The organism is Pseudomonas sp. (genome assembly GCF_030150285.1).
Taxonomy (GTDB): Bacteria; Pseudomonadota; Gammaproteobacteria; order Pseudomonadales; family Pseudomonadaceae; genus Aquipseudomonas.
This window is the reverse complement of record NZ_JASLGE010000093.1, coordinates 19,931-27,987: the sequence shown is the minus strand read 5'-3', so window position 1 is coordinate 27,987 and position 8,057 is coordinate 19,931. Positions and strand designations below refer to the sequence as shown.

6 protein-coding genes and 3 tRNA genes are annotated in these 8,057 nt (G+C 60.6%); 7 read left to right on the top strand and 2 right to left on the bottom strand.

Going from position 1 to position 8,057, the window contains the following annotated elements:
* The first annotated feature begins 39 nt into the window (after positions 1 to 39).
* The 7 genes from purF to Q1W15_RS21845 all read left to right on the top strand — a co-directional run bounded on the left by purF (position 40) and on the right by Q1W15_RS21845 (position 5,303).
* Entirely contained in the window at positions 40 to 1,545 is a 1,506-nt protein-coding gene (gene purF / locus Q1W15_RS21875; protein WP_300732340.1) for an amidophosphoribosyltransferase, read from the top strand.
* A gap of 80 nt (positions 1,546 to 1,625) precedes the next feature.
* Entirely contained in the window at positions 1,626 to 2,837 is a 1,212-nt protein-coding gene (locus Q1W15_RS21870) for an O-succinylhomoserine sulfhydrylase (RefSeq protein ID WP_300732337.1), read from the top strand.
* Positions 2,834 to 3,598, top strand: coding sequence for an SDR family oxidoreductase (locus Q1W15_RS21865; RefSeq protein ID WP_300732334.1), 765 nt, complete (start codon positions 2,834 to 2,836; stop codon positions 3,596 to 3,598). Before Q1W15_RS21870 ends, Q1W15_RS21865 begins: the two co-directional genes overlap by 4 nt.
* Positions 3,599 to 3,774: 176 nt before the next feature.
* A tRNA-Val gene (locus Q1W15_RS21860) sits at positions 3,775 to 3,850 on the top strand.
* 55 nt (positions 3,851 to 3,905) lie between these two features.
* Positions 3,906 to 3,982, top strand: a tRNA-Asp gene (locus Q1W15_RS21855).
* Between the two features lie 101 nt (positions 3,983 to 4,083).
* A tRNA-Asp gene (locus tag Q1W15_RS21850) sits at positions 4,084 to 4,160 on the top strand.
* Positions 4,161 to 4,364: 204 nt separating this feature from the next.
* Entirely contained in the window at positions 4,365 to 5,303 is a 939-nt protein-coding gene (locus Q1W15_RS21845; protein WP_300732331.1) for a DUF2242 domain-containing protein, read from the top strand.
* A 229-nt stretch (positions 5,304 to 5,532) separates the two neighbouring features.
* Here the strand turns inward: Q1W15_RS21845 and Q1W15_RS21840 are convergent, their stop codons facing one another.
* Positions 5,533 to 6,570 carry an AraC family transcriptional regulator gene (locus Q1W15_RS21840; protein WP_300732329.1) on the bottom strand — a complete coding sequence of 346 codons (1,038 nt, stop codon included), beginning with the start codon at positions 6,568 to 6,570 and terminating at the stop codon, positions 5,533 to 5,535.
* Positions 6,571 to 6,574: 4 nt separating this feature from the next.
* Positions 6,575 to 7,705, bottom strand: a complete 1,131-nt coding sequence (locus Q1W15_RS21835; RefSeq protein ID WP_300732326.1) for a carbon-nitrogen hydrolase family protein — start codon at positions 7,703 to 7,705, stop codon at positions 6,575 to 6,577.
* Positions 7,706 to 8,057: the final 352 nt, after the last annotated feature.

The window sequence follows — 8,057 nt, the reverse complement described above, 5'->3', positions numbered from 1 at the left end:
GGTGTTCAGTTCAGATCCATTAAGTAGGGGTTGCGTCGCATGTGTGGCATCGTCGGTATCGTCGGTAAGTCGAACGTCAATCAGGCGCTGTATGACGCGCTAACCGTCCTCCAGCACCGCGGCCAGGATGCTGCCGGTATTGTGACCAGCCATAATGGCCGGTTATTTCTGCGCAAGGACAACGGGTTGGTGCGTGACGTGTTTCATCAGCGTCACATGCAGCGTCTGGTCGGGCACGTGGGCATTGGCCATGTGCGTTATCCAACTGCAGGCAGCTCGACTTCAGCTGAAGCTCAGCCGTTTTACGTCAACTCGCCGTATGGCATCACCTTGGCGCACAACGGCAACCTGACCAACGTTGAACAATTGGCCAAGGAGATTTACGAATCTGACTTGCGTCACGTCAACACCAACTCCGATTCGGAAGTACTGTTGAACGTGTTCGCCCATGAGCTGGCACAGCGCGGCAAGTTGCAGCCGACGGAAGAAGACGTGTTTGCGGCGGTCACAGACGTGCACAACCGTTGCCGCGGTGGCTATGCCGTTGTTGCGATGATCACCGGTTATGGCATCGTCGGTTTCCGCGACCCGAACGGCATTCGCCCGATCGTGTTCGGTCAGCGTCACACCGACGAAGGCGTCGAGTACATGATCGCCTCCGAAAGCGTATCGCTCGACGTGCTGGGCTTTACCCTGATTCGCGACCTGGCACCGGGTGAAGCGGTCTACATCACCGAAGAAGGCAAGTTGCACACCCGCCAGTGCGCGGTGAACCCGCAACTGACGCCGTGCATCTTCGAACACGTCTACCTGGCGCGCCCGGACTCGATCATCGACGGTGTGTCGGTGTACAAGGCTCGCCTGCGCATGGGCGAGAAGCTGGCCGAGAAGATCCTGCGCGAGCGCCCAGAGCATGACATCGACGTGGTGATCCCGATCCCGGACACCAGCCGTACCGCCGCGCTGGAGTTGGCGAACCACCTGGGTGTCAAATTCCGCGAAGGGTTTGTTAAAAACCGCTACATCGGCCGTACGTTCATCATGCCGGGCCAGGCGGCACGTAAAAAATCCGTGCGCCAGAAACTCAACGCCATTGAACTGGAATTCCGTGGCAAGAACGTAATGCTGGTAGACGACTCGATCGTGCGCGGCACCACCTGCAAGCAGATCATTCAGATGGCCCGCGAAGCCGGTGCCAAAAATGTCTACTTCTGCTCGGCCGCCCCGGCCGTGCGCTACCCGAACGTGTACGGCATCGACATGCCAAGCGCGCACGAGCTGATTGCGCACAACCGCAGCACCCAGGACGTGGCGGATCTGATCGGCGCTGACTGGTTGATCTATCAGGATCTGCCGGACCTGATCGAAGCTGTCGGTGGCGGCAAGATCAAGATCGAGAAGTTCGACTGCGCGGTGTTCGACGGCAAGTACGTGACGGGCGACATCGATGAAAACTACCTGGACCGTATCGAGCGTGCGCGCAACGATGCGTCCAAGGTGGTTGCGCAGGGCGTCGGAGCGACGATTGGCCTGTACAACAACTAAGTGTTCCCAAGCCGGCCCTGATGGGCCGGTTTGCATTGTTCTTATCGATAAAAATCACTACACAGCAAGGAGTGGGCAGTATGAGTCAGGATTGGGATGCCGGTCGCCTGGACAGCGACCTCGAAGGTGTAGCCTTCGATACCTTGGCCGTACGCGCCGGCCAGCACCGCACGCCAGAAGGCGAGCACGGCGATGCAATGTTCCTGACCTCCAGCTACGTGTTTCGCACGGCTGCCGATGCAGCAGCGCGGTTCTCGGGTGAGGCGGCAGGCAACGTTTATTCGCGTTACACCAACCCCACGGTGCGAGCGTTCGAAGAGCGCATTGCGGCCCTGGAAGGCGCTGAGCAAGCCGTTGCCACGGCAACCGGCATGGCGGCGATCCTGTCGGTGGTGATGAGCCTGTGCAGCGCCGGTGATCATATTCTGGTTTCGCGCAGCGTCTTCGGCTCAACCATCAGCCTGTTTGAAAAGTACTTCAAGCGCTTTGGTGTTCAGGTCGATTACGTCCCCCTGGCTGAACTGGCGGGTTGGGACGCGGCGATCAAGCCCAACACCAAATTGCTGTTTGTCGAATCGCCCTCCAACCCGCTGGCCGAACTGGTCGACATTGCCGCCCTGGCAGAAATCGCCCACGCCAAAGGCGCGATGCTGGTGGTCGACAACTGCTTCTGCACCCCGGCCCTGCAGCAACCTTTGAAGCTGGGGGCGGACATAGTCGTGCACTCGGCGACCAAGTTTATTGATGGCCAGGGCCGTTGCATGGGTGGCGTAGTTGCCGGCCGCAGCGAGCAGATGAAAGAAGTCGTGGGCTTTCTGCGCACGGCCGGGCCGACCCTGAGCCCGTTCAATGCCTGGATCTTCCTCAAGGGGTTGGAAACCTTGAACCTGCGCATGCGCGCTCACTGCGCCAGCGCACTGGCCCTGGCCGAGTGGCTGGAGCAGCAGGACGGCATCGAGAAGGTGCATTACGCCGGGCTCAAGAGCCACCCGCAGTATGCGTTGGCCCAGCGCCAGCAGCGCGGTTTTGGTGCGGTGGTCAGCTTTGAGGTCAAAGGCGGCAAAGAGGGGGCCTGGCGCTTTATCGATGCCACGCGGTTGATCTCCATCACGGCCAACCTGGGCGATAGCAAAACCACCATTACCCACCCGGCGACCACCTCCCATGGTCGCTTGGCCCCGCAAGAGCGCGAAGCGGCGGGCATTCGTGACAGCCTGATCCGCATCGCCGTTGGCCTTGAAGACGTGGCTGACCTGCAGGCTGACCTGGCGCGAGGGCTGGCTGCACTGTGACTGAAAAAGCGCTTGCTAATGGCCGTGTCGCGCTGGTGACCGGCGCGGCGCGGGGGATCGGGTTGGGCGTAGCGGCATGGCTTGTCAGCGAAGGCTGGCAAGTGGTGTTGACCGATATTGATCGCGCCCGTGGCTCCAGAGTCGCGAAGGCGCTGGGTCAAAGCGCGTGGTTTTTGGCCATGGATGTGTCGGTTGAGTCCGATGTCATTCAGTGTGTGGCGCAAGTGATCGGTCAATTCGGGCGGCTCGATGGCCTGGTGTGCAATGCCGCGATTGCCAACCCGCATAACATGACCCTTGAAGGCCTTGACCTTGGTTACTGGAACCGCGTGTTGGCAGTCAACCTGACCGGGCCGATGTTGCTGGCCAAGCATTGCGCGCCTTACTTGCGCGTGCAGCACGGTGCGATCGTCAACCTGGCCTCCACCCGAGCCCATCAGTCGGAGCCTGATACCGAGGCCTACGCGGCGAGTAAAGGCGGGTTGGTGGCTTTGACCCACGCCCTGGCCATCAGCCTGGGGCCACAGATCCGGGTCAATGCCGTGAGCCCGGGCTGGATCGATGCCCGCGATCCTTCGCGCCGGCGTGCCGAGCCGTTGACAGCGGCGGATCACGCGCAGCACCCGACAGGGCGCGTGGGCACCGTGGAAGACGTGGCGTCCATGGTGGCGTGGCTGTTGTCGCGCAATGCCGGCTTTGTCACGGGGCAAGAGTTCGTGATCGACGGCGGCATGAGCAAAAAAATGATCTATGCGGGGTGAGGCAGCTTCAAGCTGTGAGCGGCAAGCTTCAAGTAAGGGCGGCGGGTTGATTGCTTGTTGCTTGTTACTTGTTGCTTGCCGCTTAAAGCTGCTTTTTGCTTTTTTTGAAAAAACCTAACAATCCCCTTGACTTAGCTTCGATAGGTGCGTAAATTTCGCGGCCTCAACGAAGCAAAGGGTGATTAGCTCAGCTGGGAGAGCATCTGCCTTACAAGCAGAGGGTCGGCGGTTCGATCCCGTCATCACCCACCACTTCTTGAGTTTCTCGAAAGAGAAGGCGGTTCTGAAAAGAACCACCAACCGACGCGCAGCGGTAGTTCAGTCGGTTAGAATACCGGCCTGTCACGCCGGGGGTCGCGGGTTCGAGTCCCGTCCGCTGCGCCATATTTGTACAAGTCAGGCTCGCCTGGCTTGCGATTGAAAAGCACCGAAGCTTATCGATCAACGGTTTTAAAGTTTCAAACGGACGCAAGTCCGAGCGATACGCAGCGGTAGTTCAGTCGGTTAGAATACCGGCCTGTCACGCCGGGGGTCGCGGGTTCGAGTCCCGTCCGCTGCGCCATATTTGCTTCAGAGCCCTTGAACTCTCTGAAACTACAAAAAAAGCGACCTCAGGGTCGCTTTTTTTGTGCCTGTGTTTTTTAACCGTAAGCGTGTCGCTGCCCATGAATGTTAAGACAGGCGCGACCGTTGTGTGGATCAAACAGCACGCGGCCCGCTCTAAGTGATGCACACTGTGTGCGTACCGTTATCTTCAGGACGTCTAATGCCCATGTCATTTCCCTTGCGTACCGTAGTTGTGGCCCTTGTTCTGGTTGGCCTTGCGGGTTGCTCATCGAAGAAGACAGCCATTTACGAGCACGAAAGTTTCGATGACTCCGACACGTTTTCCCGCAACTACGCCGTGCCCGACACAGCGTCTTGCGAGGCGGCGCGCCGGGCACTGCTGAGTCAGGGTTACATCATCACCAGTAACGATCCCAAAATGATCAGCGGCCACAAGAGCTTCCAGCAAACCGGCGAAAGCCATCTGGAGATCAGTTTTAACGTGGTGTGTGCTGATGACGGTGGCGCGGCGCATCACTCCGCCATGTTTGCCAATGCCCTGCAGGACCGTTATGCCCTGAAGAAGGTCAATAACTCGGCCAGCCTGGGGGTCGGGGTGCTCGGTTCGGTGTCGATGCCGATCGGTTCTACCGATGACTCCATGGTTAAGGTCGCCAGTGAAACGGTGTCTTCTCCTCAGTTTTATGACCGTTTCTTTGCGCTGGTGGAAGTCTACATGCCCAAGGACGTGAAAAAGACCGAGCCTGCGCCCGAACCCGAGAAGCCTAAAACTGAACTGGGCGTGCCCGAAGCGGCTTCGGCCACTGTTGAGCCGACTCCGCCGCCAACACCCGCGCCAACGCCCGTGCCGGAAACTGTGCCCGAGCCTGAATCCCGGCCCGAGCCCGTAGTGGTGCCGCAAGCAGCGCCTGTCAGTGCGCCTGAGGCGCTCGAGCCGGCCGGTTCGCAGCCGGTGGTGCCACCTGCCGAGGCAACCCCTATCGTGCCGCAAGCACCCCCGGCAGCGGCGGTGGCCCCGACACCCGAGCCTGCCGTTGAGTCGGCCAGCCCTGAAGCGGGCAAGCCGTCTATCACGGTACCGGCCGGGTCAGCCATCACGCCGCTGCCAGGCGCTGAAAACCTTGAGCCCGGTCAATAAATCGGGCAGGTAAATTGAATAGCCTGTGCTACGTTTAAAGTCAGTGAGGGCGGTGGCCGCCGGGTGTCATGTTAACTTCATGCAGCCGCTCTAAAGTGCCCTCATGACCTACGTAAACGACCCTGCACAAAGGATGTAGCCATGGACGACTATCAAGAAGAACTGCTGGAATACAAGGCCTGTGAGCATGACCCGCTGGACCCTGTCGACGACGCCACAGAGCTTTGAATCACACAAGGCGCTGGTGACGGCGGAACGCTCCCGGCGTTTGCGCGCTCCAGCGCTTGAAGGCCCGCTGAAACGCCTCGGCTGAGGCAAACCCCAACAGATAAGCGATCTCGCCAAAGGCCAACTCCGTATCGCGGATATAGGTCATGGCCAGGTCGCGGCGTGTGTCGTTAAGAATGGCCCTGAACTGCGTCCCTTCTTCGGCCAGCCTGCGGCGCAGCGTCCAGGCCGGCAGCTTCAGGCAGGCCGCCACTTCTTCCAGGCCGGGCTCCCGGCCTCCGCTCAGCAAAGGCCCCAGCAACTGCGTGATGCGCTCTCGCAGGCTGCGTGTACGGGTCAACTGTTCGAGTTCGCGCTCGCAGGCCTGCAGCAAGTAGTGCCAGGTGCTGGGGCAGTGCTGGGGGTTGCGGGTATCGAGGGTGGCGGTGTTCAGGCGCAACTGGTTGGTGCTGGCACCAAAGGTGAGTGACCCGGCGTTAAGTGCGCTGTAGCGGTCAGCGTACTCGGGCTCGGCAAATTCAATGTCGATATGCTCGCCACTCAACGGCCGGGCGGCGACGGATGACAACTGCTGTAGCCAGCCGCTGATGATCGAGTCCACCACAAAACGGTTATAGCCGTTGTACGGGCTGATGGAATAGAAGCGCAGCCACGCGCCCTGGGCGTCTTCGAGCAGGCTTGACTGGCCGCGATAGTTGGAGCCGTACAGCGGTTCAAAACGGCTCAGGGTACGCGCCGCTTCCCTGACGTTGGGTGCTTGCGCGGCGGTTACGCCCGCCAGCCCGGCCTGGGGCAGACGGCTAAATCGGCCCATGCACAAGCCCAGCGCCGGGTCGCCGGTCAAGGTAATCGCCGCGTGGCCCAGGCGCATGTAACGGGGAATTGACAGCCGCGCCAAGGGTCGGGCCAGCCGGGCGGGTTCCAGCCCGTACTGGGCGAGCAGCGGCAACGGGTCATGGCCTTGGCTGCGCACCGCCTCGACCAGGCAGTCGACAAACCCCACGCTCAGGTCGCCCAGGCGCATTGGCTTTACGCGCATGGGCTTACAGCCACAGGTTCAGCATGCGGGCACCGTGGGTGGGCTGGTCGGCGCTGGTCTGGCCGTTGTGGCTGATAAAGCCTTGCCCGGCACTGCGTTTATCCCAGAACGCACCGCGCATAAACACCGTCACCCCGGCTTCGGCCGTGCTGCTCGGCACGCTGCTGGTCAGCGTCAGGCGGTGCCAGGCTTCGCCTTCGCTGACTTCACCGGGTTTGAGGCTGACTTCGCTCGGAGTCGACACGCTCTTGTAGCCGCCCCAAGGTTGTTCCCAGGTGTCCTTGCCCACTATAAACGCCGGCACCGCAATCAACTGCGCGCCTTGCTCATTGAGGGTGCGGTAGTGCTCGGGGTACCAACTGTCGCTGCCGATCAGTATCCCCAGTCGGCCCGCCGGGGTGTCGATGACATTCAGTTGATGGTCGGGGCTTGGCTGGATGTAGCTTTGCTCTTCGTAAGTGGGCAGTAACTGGCGTTGCAGGGGGCCCAGCGGCGCACCGTCCTGGCCGAACACGATGCTGCTGTTAAACAGTGGGCCTTTACCGGGGCGCAAGTGCCCGTCTTCGATACGCGGGTCGGGCAAGGCGATACTGCCCGCCACCAGCGTTACACCGTAGTCTTTGGCCAGCCCGCCAAACAGCCGTTGGTAATCGCGGGCCATGCTGGGTGCCTTCATGCGCACATGGGCATCATTGAGGCGGCTTTCGCCATCGGCCCGCAGCCAGGCCTTGGCAAAATCCAGCGGGTTGCTCAGTGTCAGCCAGCGCATGGCCTCCTGCAGGTTGGCCGCTTGGTATAGCTCATTTTTTTCGCCGCGAAACATCAGCCAGGTGCCTACGTGCTCAGGCAATACCACCACTGTCTTGTCGTTGAGCAAGCCTTCGTCGCGGGCTTTACTTAAATAGGCATCGAGCTTCAGACGCACCAGCGCCAGGCTCTGATAATCGCGCGGGGACAGTTGGGGCTCGATGCCCAGCAGGTTGCCGCGGCCCTGATCGACGCCTTCGTTGATAGCGACTTCGACACTCAGGTCGGACAGGTAATGACCGACGTCACGTTGTGAGGCCCAGAAACCATAACCACCGGCAGCGGCGATCAAGGCGATAAGCAGGGTACAGCCGATTAATTTACGCATGGGAAATAGAGCAATAGCGGTCAGCAAAGTTCATCGTTTGAGGTCTGTCGAATGATCGTTGTGGGGCGTCGTAGAGGGGCATCCAGTACCCGCCATGACGCAGGGGAGGTCAGCGGTGGGCTGGCCTGGGCCATGCCCCGAAACGTCCCGGTTTCAGTGTCTGGGCCGAGGATAAAGGGAATCGGTGGGGGAGTGCTTGAATTTCTTGCGCTTGAGCGGTGGACCAGGGCATCTGACGCAAAAAAGCCTTCCTGGGTCCGAGGGCGGCTCAGCGTAGGCTTTTACCTGTTGCGCGCGCCCTTCAGGCCCATGCCCCCGAACGCGCACGCGTTCAAAGCGTATGGGTTGGACG